This is a genomic window from Paenibacillus agilis, from assembly GCF_007786455.1.
Classification (GTDB): domain Bacteria; phylum Bacillota; class Bacilli; order Paenibacillales; family Paenibacillaceae; genus Paenibacillus_B; species Paenibacillus_B agilis.
Map to the genome: position 1 here is coordinate 73,863 of NZ_VNJK01000003.1, position 20,308 is coordinate 94,170.

Annotated in this window: 18 protein-coding genes; 15 read left to right on the plus strand and 3 right to left on the minus strand. The window is 44.1% G+C overall.

Annotated elements, in window-relative coordinates:
- Positions 1–135: 135 nt before the first annotated feature.
- From FPZ44_RS19355 to FPZ44_RS19390, 8 genes are all read left to right on the plus strand, one after another.
- Positions 136–1,071 (plus strand): ABC transporter substrate-binding protein, encoded by a 936-nt coding sequence (locus FPZ44_RS19355; RefSeq protein WP_144993676.1) that lies wholly within the window; start codon positions 136–138, stop codon positions 1,069–1,071.
- Entirely contained in the window at positions 1,068–2,066 is a 999-nt protein-coding gene (locus FPZ44_RS19360; RefSeq protein WP_144992904.1) for a FecCD family ABC transporter permease, read from the plus strand. The genes FPZ44_RS19355 and FPZ44_RS19360 overlap by 4 nt, the downstream gene beginning before the upstream one ends.
- Entirely contained in the window at positions 2,066–3,187 is a 1,122-nt protein-coding gene (gene isdG, locus FPZ44_RS27040) for a heme oxygenase (RefSeq protein WP_144992906.1), read from the plus strand. The genes FPZ44_RS19360 and isdG overlap by 1 nt, the downstream gene beginning before the upstream one ends.
- A 257-nt stretch (positions 3,188–3,444) precedes the next feature.
- Positions 3,445–4,509, plus strand: coding sequence for an NEAT domain-containing protein (locus tag FPZ44_RS19370; RefSeq protein WP_186786150.1), 1,065 nt, complete (start codon positions 3,445–3,447; stop codon positions 4,507–4,509).
- 31 nt (positions 4,510–4,540) lie between these two features.
- A complete protein-coding gene (gene isdE, locus FPZ44_RS19375) occupies positions 4,541–5,461 on the plus strand; it encodes a heme ABC transporter substrate-binding protein IsdE (protein ID WP_144992910.1) in 921 nt (306 codons plus the stop codon).
- 22 nt (positions 5,462–5,483) lie between these two features.
- Positions 5,484–6,464, plus strand: coding sequence for a FecCD family ABC transporter permease (locus FPZ44_RS19380; RefSeq protein WP_144992912.1), 981 nt, complete (start codon positions 5,484–5,486; stop codon positions 6,462–6,464).
- Between the two features lie 42 nt (positions 6,465–6,506).
- The gene (locus tag FPZ44_RS19385; protein ID WP_186786176.1) at positions 6,507–7,184 is read left to right on the plus strand and encodes a response regulator transcription factor; all 678 of its coding nucleotides are present in this window, start codon (positions 6,507–6,509) and stop codon (positions 7,182–7,184) included.
- Positions 7,181–8,557: a sensor histidine kinase gene (locus tag FPZ44_RS19390; RefSeq protein ID WP_144992916.1), complete on the plus strand. Its 1,377-nt coding sequence runs from the start codon at positions 7,181–7,183 to the stop codon at positions 8,555–8,557. The genes FPZ44_RS19385 and FPZ44_RS19390 overlap by 4 nt, the downstream gene beginning before the upstream one ends.
- Positions 8,558–8,909: 352 nt before the next feature.
- Here the strand turns inward: FPZ44_RS19390 and FPZ44_RS19395 are convergent, their stop codons facing one another.
- The gene (locus FPZ44_RS19395; RefSeq protein WP_144992918.1) at positions 8,910–10,532 is read right to left on the minus strand and encodes an amidase family protein; all 1,623 of its coding nucleotides are present in this window, start codon (positions 10,530–10,532) and stop codon (positions 8,910–8,912) included.
- A gap of 230 nt (positions 10,533–10,762) precedes the next feature.
- Between FPZ44_RS19395 and FPZ44_RS19400 the strand changes: the two genes are divergently transcribed.
- The 5 genes from FPZ44_RS19400 to FPZ44_RS19420 all read left to right on the plus strand — a co-directional run bounded on the left by FPZ44_RS19400 (position 10,763) and on the right by FPZ44_RS19420 (position 17,012).
- Entirely contained in the window at positions 10,763–12,847 is a 2,085-nt protein-coding gene (locus FPZ44_RS19400) for a methyl-accepting chemotaxis protein (RefSeq protein WP_144992920.1), read from the plus strand.
- A 605-nt stretch (positions 12,848–13,452) separates the two neighbouring features.
- The gene (locus FPZ44_RS19405; protein ID WP_261378432.1) at positions 13,453–14,361 is read left to right on the plus strand and encodes an ABC transporter ATP-binding protein; all 909 of its coding nucleotides are present in this window, start codon (positions 13,453–13,455) and stop codon (positions 14,359–14,361) included.
- 122 nt (positions 14,362–14,483) lie between these two features.
- A complete protein-coding gene (locus tag FPZ44_RS19410; protein WP_144992922.1) occupies positions 14,484–15,227 on the plus strand; it encodes an ABC transporter permease in 744 nt (247 codons plus the stop codon).
- The gene (locus FPZ44_RS19415) at positions 15,228–16,406 is read left to right on the plus strand and encodes a sensor histidine kinase (RefSeq protein ID WP_144992924.1); all 1,179 of its coding nucleotides are present in this window, start codon (positions 15,228–15,230) and stop codon (positions 16,404–16,406) included.
- Positions 16,407–17,012 carry a response regulator transcription factor gene (locus tag FPZ44_RS19420; protein WP_144992926.1) on the plus strand — a complete coding sequence of 202 codons (606 nt, stop codon included), beginning with the start codon at positions 16,407–16,409 and terminating at the stop codon, positions 17,010–17,012.
- Between the two features lie 97 nt (positions 17,013–17,109).
- Here FPZ44_RS19420 and FPZ44_RS19425 read toward each other — a convergent pair whose 3' ends face one another.
- Together FPZ44_RS19425 and FPZ44_RS19430 are read right to left on the minus strand one after the other, a co-directional pair.
- Positions 17,110–17,907 (minus strand): hypothetical protein, encoded by a 798-nt coding sequence (locus tag FPZ44_RS19425; protein ID WP_144992929.1) that lies wholly within the window; start codon positions 17,905–17,907, stop codon positions 17,110–17,112.
- Positions 17,900–18,385 carry a sigma-70 family RNA polymerase sigma factor gene (locus FPZ44_RS19430; protein ID WP_144992931.1) on the minus strand — a complete coding sequence of 162 codons (486 nt, stop codon included), beginning with the start codon at positions 18,383–18,385 and terminating at the stop codon, positions 17,900–17,902. Before FPZ44_RS19430 ends, FPZ44_RS19425 begins: the two co-directional genes overlap by 8 nt.
- A gap of 677 nt (positions 18,386–19,062) precedes the next feature.
- On the opposite strand from FPZ44_RS19430, the gene FPZ44_RS19435 reads away from it, so the two are divergent.
- The gene (locus tag FPZ44_RS19435) at positions 19,063–19,593 is read left to right on the plus strand and encodes a matrixin family metalloprotease (RefSeq protein WP_222429821.1); all 531 of its coding nucleotides are present in this window, start codon (positions 19,063–19,065) and stop codon (positions 19,591–19,593) included.
- Positions 19,594–19,613: 20 nt separating this feature from the next.
- On the plus strand, positions 19,614–20,261 hold the full coding sequence (locus FPZ44_RS19440; protein WP_144992933.1) for a type II and III secretion system protein: 648 nt from the start codon (positions 19,614–19,616) through the stop codon (positions 20,259–20,261).
- Positions 20,262–20,308 lie beyond the last annotated feature (47 nt).

Genomic DNA, 20,308 nt, shown 5'->3' on the forward strand with positions numbered 1-20,308 from the left:
AGCTATTGAAGGTCAAAAATGTAATCAGAAATTCATGCTCCGTTCACAATTAAGAAGTAAAATCCTATTGAAGTTTCCATTGATAATCACTCTCATTTGCAAGCCGTTTGGAGGACTGAAACATTGAAAGCAACGATGAGACGCTGCGTAGGAATGTTGTTGCCTGCATTGCTGCTGTTAGGAATAGTAACAGGCTGCAGCACAGGGGGGGCAGAAAAGGGAGAAGGTAATGGAGAGGTTGTTCTTGTTGATTTTGCTGATCGTAAGGTCGCATTCGATAAAACTCCAGAACGAATCGTCGCACTGGGCAATGGAGAGGTCGATATTATCTATGCGCTTGGCGGCACTGTAGTAGGAAGGCCCAAGGATAATGCAGGTCTACAGAACGAAGCGATGAAGGACATTCCCATCGTCGGTTCCGTACATACGGTTGATTTGGAGAAAATTGCGGTTCTACATCCTGATGTTGTTCTAGGCAATGCACCGATAAACGCCAATGACATTCCTCAGTTAAATGGTATTGGAGCTAAAGTTGTATTAACACATGCCAATTCCATTGCGGATATTCGGAGGCAGATTGAGTTGTTCGGCAAGCTGCTAGGCAAGGAGGCTAAAGCTGCGGAGCTTACAGCCAAGCTGGACACTGGGATCGGCAAATTGAAAGAAGATCCTTCTGCTGCCAAAAAGCGAGTGCTGATGGTGTACGGCGCTCCGGGTACTTATTTAGCAGCGCTGCCTAATTCACTGGCAGGGAATGTGCTGGAAACGGCAGGCGGTATAAATGTAGCGGGTCAGTTTCCTAGCATGCAGAACTTTCCTCAGTACGCGCAATTAAATACGGAGCGGGTCGTTGAGGCTGATCCAGATGTCATTTTGATTATGACGCATGGAGACTCAGAGGACGTAGAAAAGGGCTTTATCAAAGAGATGGAGGGCAATCCGTCGTGGCATTCCATAGCAGCAGTACGCGACGGACGAGTTCATGTGCTTCCCGCAGACTTATTCGGTACGAACCCCGGGACACGAGTGGTTGATGCGGTGAAGTGGATAAAGGAACGGTTGGCCTTATGAATGTTCAAACTAGAAATAAACGAAGGCGTTGGATGGCTCTCGCAGCAGTACCGCTGCTGCTGGCTGCGATGTTGTATGGAGTAGGAAGTGGTTCCGTTCAAATATCCGTTGTGGAAATTTGGCGCGTTCTGTTCGGTGAAGGAGAAGCAGCTCACGAAGCGATCATATGGAACATTAGGCTTCCCCGCGTGCTAGTTGGATTGCTGGCAGGGGCATGCTTAGCAGCTTCCGGAGCGTTGCTCCAGGGTGTTATGAGGAATCCGCTTGCAGATCCAGGTATTGTCGGCGTCTCAGCTGGCGGGGGATTAGCAGCTGTCATTGCATTGGTGTTGTTTCCGCAATTCAGCTATATGCTCCCAGGTTTTGCTTTTATCGGTGCACTGGTAGCTTCTCTAGTCATATATGTGTTGGCTTGGGATGGGGGAAGCTCCCCTGTAAAGATTGTGCTTGCCGGAATCGCTGTTAATGCACTGTTGGGTGGAGTTATGAATGGGGTTATGGTGTTGAACAGTGATCGAATTCAGAGTGTAATTCCATGGTTGGCGGGTGGGTTGAGCGGTAGGAGCTGGCCGCATCTGGAATTCCTTCTGCCCTATGCGATTATCGGACTGGGACTCGTACCGTTCGCGGCCAAGACGTCGAATCTGCTCATGCTTGGCGATCAGTCGGCGCAATCACTTGGACAGCATGTGGAACGTCAGAGGTTTCTCATCATTGCATTAGCGTCTTTACTGGCAGGTGCGGCTGTCAGTGTTGCGGGTCTTATCGGCTTTGTTGGTCTAATTGTGCCGCATGCTGTTCGGATAGCGCTTGGTGAGGATTACCGCTATCTTCTGCCATTTTCTATGGTAGGAGGCGCTGTATTGTTGGTAGTTGCAGATACGGCAGCACGAAGTTGGTTCGATCCGCTTGAGCTGCCCGCGGGCGTATTGCTTGCGTGCATTGGAGCTCCATTTTTCCTCATGCTGCTGAAGAAAAGGAGGTTGATACGTTAATGGCGTTAGATATACGTGATCTGTCATATAAGCTGGAGCGATTCGAGCTGAGCTCAATTAATGAAACGATACCTTCCGGCCTTATAACAGCCATCGTTGGCCGTAATGGCTCGGGGAAATCAACGCTGCTGCGTATGATTTCAAGGATAAGCAAACCCGATAGCGGTTTGATTCTGTATGAGGGTGAGCCGGGCAAGGCATTTTCCCGCAATCAGTTCGCACGAATGGTTTCCATGCTAGGTCAGGATAAAGGCCAAATACCGGACATTACAGTACGTGAATTGGTTGCGCTTGGTCGAGCGCCGCATCAATCATCGTTTCGCAGTCGCTTGACACCGAGTGATGAGCAGGCGATCAAGTGGGCGATATCAACCGTAGGAATTGCTCATAATGAGGACCGCATGTTCCATACGTTGTCCGGGGGAGAGCAGCAGAAGGCTCGGATTGCGATGGCGTTGGCGCAAGAGTCTCGTATCCTTCTGTTGGATGAACCTACGACTTACTTGGATATGTCGCATCAGCTGGAATTAATGGAAATGCTGAGACGGCTTAATCAAAAGCTAGGATTAACGATTGTCATGGTACTTCATGATTTGCAGCAGGCTGCGGCATTCAGCGACCACATTATCGCTATGGAGAATGGCAAAATTGTTGCCAGCGGAGCACCAAAATCCGTGATCGATCAGCACTTTATGCTGAATGTATTTGGGGTGATAGCCAAAATAGATTTACAAGGCACATATCCCGTCATTGTTCCAATCCCACAACAATTTAAGGAGGAAACAACTATGGTTATCGTTACGAATGTATCACAAATTAAGAAGGGCAATGGAGAAAAACTGATCGAGCGCTTTAATAAGGTGGGCAAGGTAGAAGGAATGAAAGGCTTTCTTGGCCTAGAAGTGATGATGACTGAGAATACAAAAGATTACGATGAAGTGACGGTAAGTACAAGATGGGAGAGCAAAGAAGACTTCCAGGCGTGGACACGCAGTGAAGCTTTCCGTGAGTCGCATTCGCACCGCGAAATTCCGGATTATATCATTTCAAACAAGATTTTATTCTATGATGTGAAAGTTGTTCGTCGGCCCTTGCAGCAAGCTGAGCCTCAAAGTGTGTAACGATTGTCCGGGTGGGCATCGAGAGGCAACTCTTGATGCCCACCTGCATGCGAACTTTGAAGATAGGTGAACAGTTCAAGGAGTACTCAAGAGCGTCTAAATAGAAGGAGTAGGGAGATTGAGTAAATAATCAGTCTATTAGGTTGGATAATTATACAAAAAAGTTGTTGACGTAACGAGTAGCTGTTGATAGGATTACAATTGATAATAATTATCATTATCATTAATGTGAATTAAAATTAGAGGAGTGAATGGCTTTGAAATTACGGACTACGGTTGCCGGCATACTGGCAGCGTTATGGATATGGACAATGGTGCTGCCGGGAGCGGCCTTTGCTGAAACAAAGTTGAATAATGGGACTTATACGGCGGACTACGTCATTTTGCAAGCAGAAAATGATAATGTCTCTATCGCTAATGATTATTGGGAGAAGCCTGCGACGGTAGTTATTAAGGATGGAAAAGCGACAGTGCGAATGACCATTAATCATAGTAAATGGGTAACAGAGTTCAAAGTGCCAAGCAATGGGAGCCATGTGGATACCAAATTAATTGAGTCCGATACAAAGGCTGATAAAAGGTTAGTAGAGTTTGAAGCGGATGTAACAAGTCCGATTATATCTAAAATACATGTTACTGTACCCGAAATTGATTACGACCATGATTATACGATTCGAATTGTATTCGATATGAAATCGTTTAAAGAGGTAAAAGAAGTAGAGAAGAAGCAGGAACCAGCTCCTGTTGTGGTCCCGAAAGATAATTCTTCTACGAACAAGCCTGCACCAGAAAAAGAAACGAAAGAAGTGCCGAAAAAGAAAAAGCCAGAAGATAAGAAAAAACCAGATGCTAAGAAACCTCCTGCAAGCAAGAAGCCACCAACTACTAAGAAGCCATCAACAACTACAAAGCCACCTGTTAACAAAAAGCCCAACTCAACTCCTAACACCAAGAAAACAGCTGCTGACACAGGGGGCGAGCTAACAAAGGAGAAGGCGACTTCTTCTGCAGGCGTAATTAGCAGCGAGAAGAAAACAGCGGAAACTGCAACAACTTCATCCAAGGTAAATGAGCAACTGCCAGCTACTCAGCTGGCAGTTAGCAGTACAGCCGAGGTGAAGACATTAGGTGCGCAGTCTGATCCAGCCAACGAAAAAGTAGCGACTGTTAAAGAAGGAGTAGTGAAGACAGCATCGGCTAAAGTTGATGAAACAAAGGATTCTAGCACTAGCTCAACATCTACAACCAATTGGTGGACACCAATCGGTGCTGTTCTCTTGTTAGCTGTTGGTGGAATTTATATTTGGAGAAGAAAGAGTTAACAGCCGTCGGTAGCGGGGGGGACAGAATAAGATGTTACAAAAGTATTTTAAGCTAGCTGCCATTATAACGACGATACTAATACTTATTGTAGGATGTGGCGATGCAACAACAGCTACTAAGCCTGCGGAACCAATCTCATCTGCTTCTAGTACACCTGTTGCAGCCTCTTCTCCGGTGGAAGAGCATCGAATCGTTTCAACAACGGTGGCCATTACGCAAATTATGGATCAGTTAGAAATCGATTTGGTTGGTGTGCCGAAGAGTGTCAAAACTCTACCAAGCCGATATGACGGGTTAACAAAAGTGGGCAATCCAATGAGTCCGGACATGGAATTGGTTAAATCTTTGAAACCTACAGAAGTATTGTCGGTTACCACGTTACAGTATGATCTTGAGCCGGTATTCAAAAATGCGAATATGAAAGCTACTTTCTTGGATTTAACGAATTTAGAAAGCATGCAAGCTGAAATTACGAAGTTGGGCGAGAAGTATGGCAAGCAAGAGAAAGCTGCTGAGATTGTGCGTAAATATGATGCGAAAATAGAAAAAATCCGCAAGGCTACAGAAGGAAAGGAAACACCGACGGTGCTTATCCTTCTGGGGGTGCCAGGTAGTTATTTGGTAGCAACGGAGCATTCCTACATAGGCGACTTGGTCCGGTTGTTAGGCGGAAAAAATATTATTCAAGGTGAAAAAGTAGAATTTCTAGCTTCGAATACGGAGCATTTGCAGCAGGCTAATCCGGACGTCATTCTAAGAGCTGCACATGGTATGCCGGAAGAGGTCGTCAAAATGTTTGACGAGGAATTCAAGAAGAATGACATTTGGCATCATTTCAAAGCGGTTCAGACGGGACGCGTATACGACTTGGAGGAACGGTTATTTGGAACAACCGGGAATCTGGCAGTTGAAGAAGCGTTGGATGCTTTGCTTCCGATGCTGTACCCTTAACTTTTGCAAAGGACAGTGAACGATGATTAAACAAACAGGCGTGTATCTGATTACTACGCTGTTACTAGTTGCCCTAGCTATCTTTTCAGCCATGACGGGAAGCATTAAAGTATCTTTCGGAGAGCTCGTGCAAGGTTTGTTTAATGGCTCTAATGAGCAGGTCGAGATTATAAAAGATTTGCGCTTCCCACGTATTTTGGTGTCGATGTTCGCGGGAGCAGCGCTTGCTGTTGCGGGCGTACTGCTGCAGGCTGTTATGAAAAATCCGCTGGCTGAGCCAGGAATTATAGGTATTTCCTCTGGTGCTGGTTTCGTATCGATTACGGTTGTGACGCTGTTCCCAACTCTTTATTTTTGGAATCCGCTGTTCTCGGTATTGGGTGGAGCGCTTGCTTGTTATCTGGTCTACTCTTTATCTTGGAGGTCGGCATTAAATCCTTTGCGGTTGATCTTAGTTGGAGTCGCTATCAATGCTACATTTACTGGGCTGGGGCAGACCTACAACTACCGCGGAAGCTATGCGGTAACGAGCGTCAATCAGGCAATTTCCTCTATCTTTACAATGAAGACATGGGAAGATGTTCATATTATTAGCCTATTTGGAGGCATTGGCTTAATTCTAGCCCTGTTCCTCGGTTCGTGGTGCAATATGCTGGCCTTTCGGGATGAAACTGCTCGAAGTCTAGGGCTTCGGGTGATGCGGGTAAGAATTATGATTTCGGTGGTCGCTGTTCTGTTGGCTTCGGTAGCTACAGCGATTGGAGGACTCATTATGTTTGTCGGCTTGCTTGTTCCTCATATCGGGAGATCGCTGGTCGGCTCAAATTATAAGCTTCTTATCCCCTTTTCAGCGCTTGGGGGTGCTTTGCTCATACTAGCAGCGGATACGATTGGGCGTACGGTACTCGCACCAGCAGAAATCCCTGCTTCGATTATTATGGCGGTCATTGGCGGTCCATTTTTGATCATTATGCTGAAACGGAGCGATAAACTGTATAAGTAAACGGGAATTTTATTGAGGCCAGAGGAGGTATAGGAATTGGTGATGAAGCAGTTACTTATTACAGATGACGATAGCAATAATCGAACATTGCTTGGCCATTACTTTACCAAAGAAGGTTTTCGTGTGCTGGAGGCGCATAATGGTCTCGAAGCGATGGGCGTACTGGAAAGGCATTCAATTGATCTGGCTATTTTCGATGTAATGATGCCTGAGGTTGATGGGCTGGCCCTGTGTGAGTATACGCGCAAAAATTACGATATTCCGATTATCCTCCTCACTGCCCGGGGGCAACTCAGTGACAAAGAGCTAGGGTATATGAAAGGTACAGACGACTATCTGACGAAGCCGTTTGAATTGCCAGAGCTGCTATTCCGAGTGAAGGCTCTATTCCGCAGATATTCGTTTGCCTCTAGCGATAAGATTAGGATTAATCAGCTTATTATCGACCGCAAAAATTATGAGGTTGTCGATGGTGACGAGATCTTCTTCCCACCGTTAAAGGAATTCGAGCTGCTTGCACAGTTAGCGGAATATCCAGGCAGAGTGTTCTCGCGTGATGAGTTAATTCGTCTCATCTGGGGAACCGATTACCGCGGAGATGAACGGACAGTTGATGTACATATTAAACGTTTGCGAAAAAGATTCCCTGAGCATGAGCGAGGATTCGCCATTCAAACGATAAGAGGGATTGGGTACAAGCTTGAGGTGTCCGCTTCGTGAGATCGATTTATTTCCGTGTAGTCATTATTACGGTTTATACGATAACCATCAGCAGCTCTGTAGGTTTCTATATTGCTAACGCTTATTATCATGGGGTGCTAAAGCCATACAATGACGCCAAGCTATTTAAGGCAGCGGATATGATTCGTAATTTTATAGGAAAAAATCCGGATATGATGGGAGATTATCTTCATCATACAGCAGCGCTTGGCTATCAATTATATGTGCATGATGAGCAAGGGAATGATTATTTTTATGGAGGCAGCTTTCATAAGCTTGATCTGCCTTCAAGTGTAAGGGAAAGCGTATTGGCAGGAAATGAATATCACGGCATTGCCGAATACCCCAACAATCCATTGATCATTAACTACTTCGATAATTTACTTAGTAATACGGTGGGTATTCATGTGTCAGCTGGTTCCGAAAGGTTCGCCATGTTCCTGAGACATGATACTCGTGTGCAGTTCGATGAATTGGAAACTTTTTTTGGACTAATGTTCGTATTTACAGCGTTGTTTAGTATTCCATGCTTTTTAATCAGCACCCGGTACCTCGTACAGCCGATTACGCGACTGACGGAAGCGACTAAGCGAATCGCACAAGGTGATTTTAATTTGCGTCTTCCGACCAGTCGAAAGGATGAAATTGGACAGCTTGCTAAGCATTTTGAGAAGATGGCGTTTCAGCTTGAGCATTCCGACCGATTAAAGAAAGAATTCGTTGCCAACGTATCTCATGAGATTCACTCTCCTTTGACCTCGATTCAGGGGTTTGCAGATTCGTTGCTGCGTGATGACTTGGATAGGGAGCAAATACAACATTACGCTACGATCATCGGACAAGAGACGCGCCAGCTTGCGACGCTAAGCAAGCAATTACTGCTATTATCCACCTTAGACAACGGAAAAGAAGCCATAGAAAAGAAGCCTTATTTATTGCAGCCCCAGGTTCGACAGGCTCTACAGCTTTTGGAGTGGCAGCTTGCCGAGAAGGAAATTGCTGTTCGCATGCGCATCCCGGCGCGGCTTCATATCCTTGGTGATGAAGTATTGCTTATGCAGGTATGGTCCAACTTGTTGTCCAATGCCGTAAAGTATATTCCCAAGGAGCGATCCATCGATATCGAGGCATTCCGCGAAGAAGATGGTTGTGTATTTGTCATTTCCGATACAGGCGACGGTATTCCCGAGGAGCAGCTCCCGTTTCTATTCGATCGTTTCTATAAAGGTGATATGGCTAGGCAACGAGGCGATGGCAGCGTTGGGTTAGGCTTGTCTATCGTGCAGAAAATTGTCCATTTTCACGGAGGCATCATAGAAGTAGATAGCAATGAAGACAGCGGTACGGTGTTTCGCGTTCGTATACCGGATTAGATGCCATTACCGCGAACGTTAAGAGGAAATAATCACAGCTGTTTACGCGATAAGCTTATGTAGTTGCTTACAAACATCTACAATCACTCTTTAAAGGTCTTTCCCTGCGTGTATTATGGGGAAAGGTCTTTTTTCATACAAAATAAAAAACCGCCCCGCATGGAACTTCATCCCGATTATTAGACACAGCTAACAATGGAAGATGTCGTTCACCTATAGCGGAGCGGTTAAGAAACTTATAACCTAATCCATTCAATAACACTAGCAGTCTGCACCATAAAAAGGAGAGAAGACCGAATGCAGATGCTGTTATGTTGTTATTGGACTAATGATATGAATTTCGTAACAGCAATTACTGATTCAAGTTCGGCGTATGAACAGGAACTGTTCTTGCATGTGTTGCTTGCTCAAAGGAGTAAGCAAGGTTAAGCAATTTTTGCTCGCTGAACGCTGTACCGAAGAAGGAAATACCTACTGGCAAGCCTGCTTCTACAGTACCTGCTGGAACTGTTACTTCAGGGAATCCTGTAGCAGAAGCCATATAGCCTGCTGCATATGTATCATATGCGTTACAAACGTATGTAGGATCTACTTTATCGAATGTGTTGGAAGCTGGGCAGGACATTGTAGGGAATACAATTGCGTCCAAATCGTAGTCATCCATAATTTCTTCGATTTCTTCACGAGTCTTAGGCACTTCACGTTTCACGATCTTTTTGTACTCTTTGGAGTTCAACGTGTGAGCTTTCTCCAAAGCTACTTTCAATCCTTCTACACGAGCTGGGTTAGCAGGTGTAGCAGAGTTCAACACTTCTGGAGATTCAAGAATAGCAATAACTTCTGCAAGCGTTTTAGGTCCGCCAGCTGGAAGTGTGCTCAAGTATGTCTCGAACTGACTCTTGAATTCAGCAGTGTCGATTGGTCCAAGAATTGGAGTCCAAAGGTAATTTGTTTGCTCAGAGAATGTTACAGGTACAACTTCTGTTCCCATGCTTTGCATGTTTGCAATCGCTTGGTTTGTAATTGCATCTACTTCAGCATTGTCGCCGAAGAATTCAGTTGCTACACCGATGCGAGCATGCTTTAACGCATTAGCGTTCAATTTGCTAGCATAGTCGCGAGCGTAACGGTCTGCGTGCTTTGTAGCTTTGTCTGCTTTATCTTTTCCAGCCATTTCCGCAAGTACAATGCTTGCATCTTCAACGCTGCGAGCCATTGGACCAACAACGTCTAAAGAAAGGGAAGAAGGAACTACGCCAGTACGGCTAGCCAATCCCATAGTAGGGCGGATACCAACTAGACCTGTCGTATGAGCTGGACCACGCACAGAACCGGAAGTATCTGTTCCAAGACCGAATACAGCGAAGTTAGCTGCTACAGCTGCTGCGCTTCCGCTGCTGGAACCAGAAGCATCACGGTTAAGGTTGTAAGGGTTAAGCGTCTGACCGCCAAAAGAGCTGTAGCCCAATCTTCCATAGGAAGCAGCAAGCTCAGACATGTTTGTTTTACCAATTACAATCGCACCAGCGTCGATTAGCTTCTGTACAACGAATGAATTTTTGCTCGGATATTCATTCTTAAGTGCTACAGAACCTGCTGTTGTTGGCATGCCGACAACGTCGATATTATCTTTTACTACGAAAGGAATACCATGAAGCTCGCTTCTTGGTCCTTTCGCCTTGCGCTCAGCATCAAGTGCTTTTGCTTGCTCAAGAGCTTTATCGTTAACCATTGTAACGGCGTTAATAGCAGGACCTTGATCATCGAAAGCCTCGATACGCTTCAAATAGTACTCTACTAGTTCTTCCGAAGTAGTTTGATTATTGTTTAATGCATAAGAGACTTCATTGATGCTTTTCTCAAATGGATCAAACGCAGCTTGCTTGCCTTGGGCACTTGCAACATTCCAAGGTAGAATTGTCGCAACTAGCATGATAGCTAGAAATGCTTTGAAAGTTGTGCTCTTTTTCTTCAAGTGTCTAGCCTCCTGATGTCATTTTTTTGAATAGGTCATAGTACTCATTTTTCTCCCCTATAACAATTATCGATATTTTCATAGAAAAAATGAATAGAATCCGACAAAATACCTTTTTTTTCGTATTTTTTCGCTTTTTATTTCGACAATATATAACAAATATTGTTCTTTTGCCGATACTATGTAAGGAGACCATACTCTATAGAAAATAATAATGGGGGAGAAATAAGTTGAGAAAGAAACTGCAGTGGAATTTAAAGCTTCAGCTACTGGTTACGATGGTTATCCTTGTGTTGCTGTCGACATCATCGCTAGGCCTCGTAATAAACCAGAGAGTTAGCAGCGACATGAAGGAAGACTTCTATGAAGCCACTCGGAAAGAAATCGAGCAAGTTAGTAGTGCGATCAACCTGTACTTTACTACTGTAAATGAATCAGTTGAATATTTCGCTAAGAGCCAGCTTGTTAAAAAGATCGACAGTTCCATCACTTCTTATGTAAATGCAGTAGGGGCAGATGGTACGATTCAAATGACTCCAGCTAAAAATGGAGGATTAGAAGCTCAAATCTATAACTTCTTCTTGGAATATTCCAAGACGCATCCAAATGTGCACTATATTTATATGGGTACGAAGGATGGCGGATACATACAATGGCCGGACGGCACTTCCGTCGACCAATTTGATCCAAGACCTAGAGCATGGTATAAGCAAGCAATCGAGAATCCTGACAAAGTGATGCGTACAGGCGCTTATGCTGCCCTTACTACGGGTGTTCCTATTGTCAGCTCATCTGTGACGATTAAGGACGACAAAGGTAATGTTGTTGGTGTTCAAGGTGTAGACGTAAGCTTGGACTTCCTGACGAAGACGATCAATAACATGAAAATCGGTAAAGCCGGCTATGTTATTCTAGCTGACCAAACAGGTACGATTCTCGCAAACCCTAATAATCCAAAGACAAACTTTAAAAACCTTAAAGATTTGGGTGTTGCAGAATTTGCGGACATCGATAAGCAAGCGGGTAAAAACCTTGAAATTTCGATGGGTAAGGAAGACTACACAGCTAGCGTATATATTTCACCGGAAAATGGATGGAAGTACATTGCGATAATGGATGAAAGTGAAATCCAGGAGTCTGTGATGGCAATCCAGAACATTATCCTCATGGTAATGGGTGTAATTGCTGTTATCGCTATCGCTGCAGCTTTAATTGTATCTGGTAGAATTACGAAGCCGATTAATGCAGCGGTTAGATATTTGCAACAAATCGGTAGCGGTAATTTGATGATCGAGATTCCGCAGTCGATGCTGACCAAACGAGGCGAAGTAGGCGAGATGGTTCGTGCGATTAAGTCGATGAAGCAGGATGTCCAGCAAATGATCGGTGGTATCTCTACATCAGGACAGATTGTCTCTCAATCGGCGACAAATCTTCAAGACAGTATGGATCAGACGCAAAAGGCTTCTTCTCTAATTACGGAGTCCATTATTCAGTTAGCTTCTGCTTCTAGCGAAGAAGCCAACAACGTTATGGAAGGCTCCGAAAAAGTAGATGAACTCGGTGGAGCAATCGATCAAGTTACAGCGTCTGCATCAGAAATACTAGAGATTGCGCGCCGTACAGCGGAATTGAACCAACGCGGTATTGTTATCGTTCAAGAGTTGGTAGGTAAGTTTAACAGCACGCAACAGTCTTCTGAGGAAACAGCACATGCTGTTAATCAAGTGAGTGCAAGTGCAGGTGAAATCAGTAGTATCCTTACGACGATTGTTGAAATTTCTCGTCAAACGAACTTGTTGGCGTTAAATGCGTCTATTGAGGCATCAAGAGCTGGTGAGCACGGACGAGGTTTCTCCGTAGTAGCAGCTGAGATTCGTAAACTTGCAGAGCAATCTGCTAACGCTGCGAACAATATCGGCAGCATTATTTCGAACGTAAATAGTCAGGTTGGGGCAGCTGTTCAAGCGATCGGCACATCCCGTGAATTATTTATGGATCAAGAAACAGCGGTTCGTGAAACGGAATCGATCTTCAACGACATTAAAATATCTGTAGATAATCAAATGAACATGACGACAGATGTTGATGATCATATTAAATTGATGATTGAGAAACGTTATGAGCTTTCCGATGTGTTCACGAATATTTCTGCCATTACGGAAGAGAATTCGGCAATTACGCAAGACGTTTCTGCAGCGGCTGAAGAGCAGTTGGCAACTATTGATGATGTAGCAGGTTACCTGACTCAGCTTAAAGGGCTTTCTGAAGATTTGCAGGAAAATATTAAGAAGTTTACGATCAGTAATCAATAAGATATCCTTTTGGGGAATCAGATTGAATCGTGAAGGTTACGACACAATACAAGCTAGTTAGTCCGGAGGAGCTCAGACTTCTCCGGGCTTTTTTATTTTGAAGGGCACATGTTTAGACGGGACAAATGGTTATGAATCGTATTAAAGATGGCTTACGTTCGTTATTTTAAGTGGTTAGTTCTAGCTAACTAAAAGAAAGATAAATAATTCGAATAAGAAAATGTTATAACTCTATTGGAAGCCGCACTCTTTGCAGTTCGGTTTTTTTATTATGCGCGTAGTCAGTAGCTACAGTAAAAATGATATTTCCCAATACGCAGTCATATGCGAATTGAACCTATTGGCTTTATGCCATATGAGCTGCAATTCCTGCGGTAGTGCATTTTAGCAACTATTCAGCATGCCATTTTTTTCAGCGGCCGTTTTCGCACTCTTCATTTGTTTTTCTGACAATTGTCATATGCACTTTCTGACAACCTACACTAATTGCCCATCCTCGACTTTTACTACAATAAAAACATCAAGAACAACGATGAACACGAAAGCAGAGAGACAGGTACACTAGGCAACGCTAACCATTACCATTACATAGCGAAGGATGATAAATGATGACACAAGTAAATGCGATTGAATGTAAAAATGTAGTGAAGCAATTCGGTGATTTCCGTGCCGTTGACGATATGAATCTAGCATTCGAAAAAGGTAAAATATCTGCCCTGCTCGGGCCGAATGGTGCAGGCAAGACAACGGCCATCTCGATGATGCTCGGGTTAATGAGGCCGACCTCTGGTGAGATTCAAGTGCTGGGTATGCCGGCTGGAACAAAGGAATTGAGGCAGCGTGTTGGAGCACTGACACAAGACGTGCGAGCAGCTGACGGACTTAAAGTGAAGGAAGTACTGGAGCTGTTCCGCAGTTACTACCGGAATCCGATGTCACTAGAGCGTTTGCTGGATATTTCGGGCCTCCACGGAGATGTGAAGCGAAAAGCAGCATCTTTATCAGGTGGACAACGTCGTAGATTGGCATTTGCGCAAAGCTTGGCAGGTAATCCAGATTTAATATTGCTTGATGAGCCTACGGTGGCAATGGACATTGAAGCACGCGGTCGCTTCTGGGAGACGATTCGGGCGCTAGCAGGCGATGGACGTACGGTACTGCTAACGACTCATTATTTGGAAGAAGCGGATGCGGTAGCAGATCACATTGCGGTAATTGCACAGGGAAAAGTGGTTGCAGAAGGTGCACCAGAGAAATTAAAAGCGCAAACGGCGCTGCGCACGATTTCGTTCCGAGCAACAAATGCACCAGAAGAGCAAGTATGGCTGACCCTGCCTGGTGTAGAAAAGGCGGAGTGCAACGGAGAACGGATTCGCCTTCATGCCCAGCAGACGGATGAATTGTTGTTTACACTGATGCAGTCGAAGTGGGGAGTTACCGATATCGAGGTGCAATCGGCTAGCTTGGAAGATACATTCCGCAGCCTGACAGCTTCTCAAACGGTACATGGATAAAATAATACGACTTACTATGCGAGCGATCTAGAAACAAGAAGCAACTGAAATAGAACTCATGCCGAACGTAAATAGATCATCAAACAGAACCCAATAGAAGATATCCTAGGAGGAATATAGATATGTTGAACATGTTCATCGCCCAAACAAAAGCAGAAAGTATTCGAATCGTACGCAGCCCATTTTTCTTACTCTTCTCAATTGCAATGCCATTGGCTTTCTACTTCTTGTTCGCAAGTATGTATGGTACAGATAAATCGATTGAATCGACAACGTGGGGCGTATTTTCTCTTATGTCGATGACAGCCTTTAGCTTGATCGGCACAGCAGTAAGCCAATTCGGCATTCGTCTTTCTTTTGAACACCAAGACGGTTGGGTACGCTTGCTTCGCTTGACTCCGCTAACACCAGCAGTTTGGCTTGGTAGTAAGCTTGTCGCACAAATGGTCATTCACTTGGTTGTCATCGTCATTATCTTCTTGTCCGCTGGTCTTGTTCATGATATTCAACTTACTGCTATGCAATGGATTACTTGTGGATTGTGGTTATGGATCGGCAGTATTGCTTTCTTAGCACTTGGCGCTTTGCTAGGCACACTTAAAAATGCAAACACATCCGTTGCGATCGGCAATGTATTGCAAATGGGTCTTGCGATCCTTGGTGGACTATGGATGCCGCTTAACGGCTTGCCTACATGGATGCAATCCATTGGGGAATGGCTTCCATCCCACCGCTACGCGAATGGAGCATGGAATATGGTTGCTGGACAAGCACCAGAAGTTATGGATTTCATAATTTTGGCAGGATTCGGAGCTGTGTTTATGATAGTATCGGTTTATATCTTCAATAGACGGGAAGCGGTATAAATGAATAAAGAGAGATGGCGCCTGTTTCCGAAGTCGGAGGGAACAACTCCTTACTTTTCACTAGCCAATATCATCATCCCAACTTACTTTCTATTTCAAGAGCCACCGAACTTACGGTGGCTTGGTTTTGTTCTATTTATTTTATATGTTGTTCTATTTCGGCAAATGCATTTCTATACCAAATGGGCTACGCATCTCCTATTTGCTCAGGTAGGGATACTGCTAGTACTAGCGGCTACACTCCAACCTGTATATGTATTTCTAGGATTTATGATAGCTCCATCGCTTAGTAAACTGAAGCTGCCGCTATTAATTTCTACTACCGTGATGTTCGTTATCGGTTTAGGCGTTAGCATCCTGCCTTATTGGGAGCAAGGCGGTGTCCAGTTATGGCTCGGATTATTTACACCGCTGTTTGGCGTCTGTGCACTGCCTTATATTATTCGAGCGTCGAATATGTATCAGCAGAAGTCTTCGAGACTGCGGGCGGATGCAGCAGGGCGAACGGCACAGCAGGAAGAGCGCCAGCGTATTGCCAGCGAACTGCATGATACATTGGGTCACACTTTGTCTCTCATTGCCTTAAAAGGGGAAGTAGTTGAGAAGTTAATAACCCGCAATCCTGAAAGGGCGCTGCAAGAAGCCCGCGAAATACGTGAAACGGCGCGCGGGGCATTAAAGCAAATGCGTGAATTGGTTACAGAGATGAAAGTGGCCTATTTCATCGACGAATATTACCATGCGCTTTCTCTTTGCTCAGCAGCAGGTATTTCATCGACTTTTTACTATCAAGCGGTATGCAACGGAGGCAACTCTACTACCTATATGGAAAAAGAAGCGGTCGCGGAAATAACGTTACCGTTTACTCCACTCCAGGAGACGATATTGGCGATGTGCTTCCGCGAGACAGTGACCAATGTAGTTCGTCATAGTCGTGCTTCAAGCTGTCAGATTCATCTTATTATTGAAGATGGAGAAGTGCGTGCTGTTGTAAAAGATGATGGAGTTGGAGCAGATCCAGAGAAACTTTATACGAGCAGCAATGGGATGGCAGGACTGCGACAGCGGCTCCTTTTAATAGATGGCCAGATGTCGATGTCTTCATCTCCAGGCAAAGGAACAGAAATAACGCTACATATTCCACGAGTCATTCGCAGCGAGAAGGTAGGTGCAGGGTAAGTGATTCGAATTATTTTGAGTGAAGATCAGAAATTATTGCGGGGAGCACTGGCGACTTTGCTCTCTTTAGAGGATGACATCGAAGTCGTTGGACAAGCTGAAAATGGAGAAGAAGCACTTTCTTTAATCGCGCAGCATCAGCCAGATGTGGCGGTTATGGATATCGAAATGCCGCTAAAGACAGGTTTGGATGTCGCAGAGGCTATTCAGAAAATTGGCTCCAATTGCCGTGTCATTATTTTAACGACGTTTGCTCGTCCCGGCTATTTTCAGCGAGCTATGCAGGCAGGGGTGTATGGTTACTTGCTCAAAGATACAGGCAGTGATGAGCTGTCCGATGCAATCCGCAAAGTTTATCAGGGGAAGCGCGTTATCAATTCTGAGTTATCCCTAGCTGTATGGGAAAATCCATGTCCATTGTCACCTCGTGAAAAAGACGTTTTGAAATTAGCAGCTCAAGGTCTAACCCTTCAGGAGATTGGCGCGCAGTTGTTCCTTTCGTATGGAACGGTCCGCAACTATATGTCCGAAGCGACCGGGAAGTTGGGGGCGAATACGAGGATTGAAGCGATAGAAATCGCGCGCGGCAAGGGATGGTTGGATTAAGAAAGAAATGAAAAATCCACAACCCTAGTGAACAACATCCCAATGTTAGACACCATTTATCATTGGAGGTTCAGTTCATATTGGTTGTGGATTTTGTTCATTTTATGGCTTTTACCTCAGAAACAAACTTTTTTACATCCTCAAGTGTCTGTGCATGAGATAGAGAAGTATAGGTGTCTTTAGAGAAAATAAGCCCCGTATCTGTTTGCAGAAAAGCGAATCTTTCTCCATCTAACAAGCCGTAGTCACTAATATCTTTAAATACGAGTGTTTCTCCATTCTCCTCCCGTTTTTCTGTTCCTTCATATTTAACAGGCATAAAGATTCCAGTCATTCCTACTCGCATGGCGGATACCACGTCAGTATCTTCAACCCATACATTAGAATCGATCGGAGTAGGCAGGAGGACTTGTACGGGTTCTCCAATTTTTTCGTTTCCCTGATACACTTCATCTACTTTAATTGTGGCAATTGCTTGGTAGTATGCATCGCCTTTACCAAGTTCCATTTCGATATTTTGAATCTTTTCTACCGTACCTTTAAACACGGACATATTTGGCTTCTTAAAAATTTCTTCTTCGGTAAGAGGTACTAGACTACCGCTGGTTTGCACTATAGGGGCATCGTTTACATATTGGACGCTAACTCCATCAGATGATTGATGCAAGGCGATGCTAGCATGATCACTTAAAGCTGGAACTAGCAAAATAAAGGCAGCAACCGCGACTGAAGCTAGTACAGCGCCCCAGATATTCGTTCTTTTTCGCATAGGATGAACCTCCTTACGATGATAACGTTCGTTGGATTTGGAATGAAGCATCACCAGCGTTTTTTCCTCAAAATCTTTACTGGTTCGCAAGCCTTCAATTCCAGCTTTATAGTTAGATTCATTCATATCCATTACCTCCTACTTTTATCTTTAATAAACTTCGCCCGCGAGCAAGTCGTGTTCCGATCGTTGAAGAATTCGTCTGTACTATTGCTGCAATTTCTTGTATGGAATATCCCTCGTAATAAAACAGGTGCAGGGGGATGCGGTACTTGGGATCTAATTGCAGAACAGCTTGCAGTACTTCTCCTTCTTCTTTGGGGAGATAGCTGAGATCATCGGGTATTGTTTTCTTGGTTCGAAACCATCCAGATTTCAAGTAATTTTTGCTCTTATTAATAGCGATCCGAATGAGCCAAGCTTTTTCATGTTCTTTGTTCTCAAAGACAGGCCGCTTTTGCATGTACGTTACAAATACATCTTGTGCGATATCTTCTGCATCTTGCACATTCTTTACATAAGCAAATGCGATGCGAATGATGTTTTTTGAATAAGTCGAGACAGCTTGTTGAATGGTTTCATTGAGCTCTAATGAATCATTCAAGGGTTCATCCACTCCTTTCATGTACAATACAACTCAGATCGTTATTATTTCTCATGGCCACTTCGAAAAATTTTTAGTTAGGTGATCGTGTAGCAAGAAGGGGATGCACACAGGATGATAGAAGGCTGATTCAAGTCATAATGAACAACGGAGGTTCCATTTGACAAGGGAAGGTATATTCCGACACAATCTTATCCTCTAGTTGAGGGTGAAATAGTTCCATAGACATTTGAATAGGATGAAACTGATAGATTACTATGTGTATATTACCAAATACAAACCAATTTGGATGATAACTTTCATATTTGTAAATCACATAACCTTTATAAATGACCCCATCGCTCCATCTTTAACGACTATACCCATCATATAGTTGCCCTTTTTAAACCTCACAGGCTTTCCTCCACCATACTCTTACGATTAAGCGCAGTGTCTTCGAGCATGCAGTCATACAAATCTGATAGTAGCTTGATTACATTATCAATTCATGATTATCAAAGTAGGGTAGTCGAATTTGAGCTGCAAGTAAAAGCTATGCACCTTAGTAAGTCAGCTAAGCTGATTTCATGTAAGGGGGTGGTTTCCATGTGAGGCTCAGGGGATGTACGAACAACAGGAGTAAAATAAGCAGACCTATTCGTTCACAACCAACTATATGAAAAAGGAGAATCGAACCTATGGAAACAATCCGGTGTAAGGGGAAGGTTAGGAACAAACTCGCTAAGATGATGTTGATTCCTACTGCGATGATGGTTATATCACTGTCCGTTACAACTCCAGCTTCTGCGGCTTCTGTGAGCTTATTGGGATGGGATTTAGTTGACTCAGGCAAACGCATGGACTGGGATGGAAGTTCAGCTTATATATCTCAATTTAATTCTGGTGTAAGTCTATGGAATAGCTATAAGAGCGGTGTTATTCGTAAAGATACGATTACAACGATTCAAGATTTGGCCATTTCTGATTACTACGAAGTAAGTTCAACTGCGGGTGTGACGAGCTCAGCAGGCACGATTAGATTTAATAATTATCAGATGGCGGGCTACACTTCCACGAAGAAACTAAACGTAGCGATTCATGAAATCGGACATGCGCTTGGGCTTGGTCATAATACAAGTGCAGATGTCATGTATGCCTATGTTTCAAATAATACGGCGTTAAGTGTAAATGATAGAGCATCTTACGATGCGGCTTACTTAACTTATTAATAGTGAGGAGGATAAGTGTTATGATCATGAAACCAAAAAAATGGCTGGCTCATCTATTATTGGTTGCGGCGATGTCTATGTTGTTCACTGGTTGTACAAGCAATGGACAGAAAGCAAGTGCAGACAAGCTCCCAATTCATTATCTGCACGGTACCTTCTCAATTGATGTGCATGACCCAGCGGCGGTTGTTGGCGATGCTGACTATGTATTTGTTGGTCGTGTCGATAAGGTGGTAGGCACGGAATATAAACATGCGGTAGCACTTGAAACCGAAGCGGGAACAAAAGAAGTGGCAAGTCCATATACCAATTACTCCATTACGGTTCTAGAAAATTTGAAAGGCGAGTTACAAACAGGTGTATCTAATCCGGTGCAAAAATCGGGTGGAGTAAATCAAGATGGGGCTTCAATCGTGTTATACGAAGAGGACATCTTGCCTCAAGTTGATAACGTTTACATCTTTATGGCCTACGCACAGAAGGATGGTTCTTTGCTCGTTTCAGGTCCTAGTTCGACAATTGCTGTGCCTACAAATGGTACGTTTAGCGAGACGAGCTTGGCTAGTGTTGCAGAGACGAATGAGTATCAGACTTATTCGAAGGCAGTTCATAATGAGAAAGAATCCGTACGAGAAAGGTTTGTCTCTACATTTGATGCGAAAAAATAGTTGAGCAAAAGGAAAAACCTTCGCCTATGCGAAGGTTTTTTTGTCGT